General features: G+C 40.6%; 1 pseudogene. It reads right to left on the bottom strand.

From position 1 onward, the window contains the following. Positions 1 to 229: pseudogene (locus RYX56_RS25705) on the bottom strand (FAD-dependent oxidoreductase); the annotation flags it as partial.

The following is a 229-nucleotide window of genomic DNA, read 5'->3' as shown; positions in this document are numbered from 1 at the left end:
GAAAATCTTAGGATTCGAACCCGTAGCCATAATCACAACATCTGCATCAGATTGTAAAATAAACTCTTTTGTCACTTCTTTGTTCAAGTGAATAGGAACGTTTAAGCGATTTAACTCATACGTGTACCAATCAGCAAGGGCATGGTCATCTTCTTTAAACTTCGGTGCACCACCCGGTATTAAGTTTCCTCCCAATCTTGGTGAACGCTCATAAATCTCCGGATTGTGG

Source organism: Alkalihalophilus lindianensis (assembly GCF_032843265.1).
GTDB classification, from domain to species: Bacteria; Bacillota; Bacilli; order Bacillales; family Bacillaceae_D; genus Alkalihalophilus; species Alkalihalophilus lindianensis.
The sequence above is the reverse complement of the archived record's forward strand: the minus strand, read 5'-3'. Positions and strand labels throughout refer to the sequence as shown.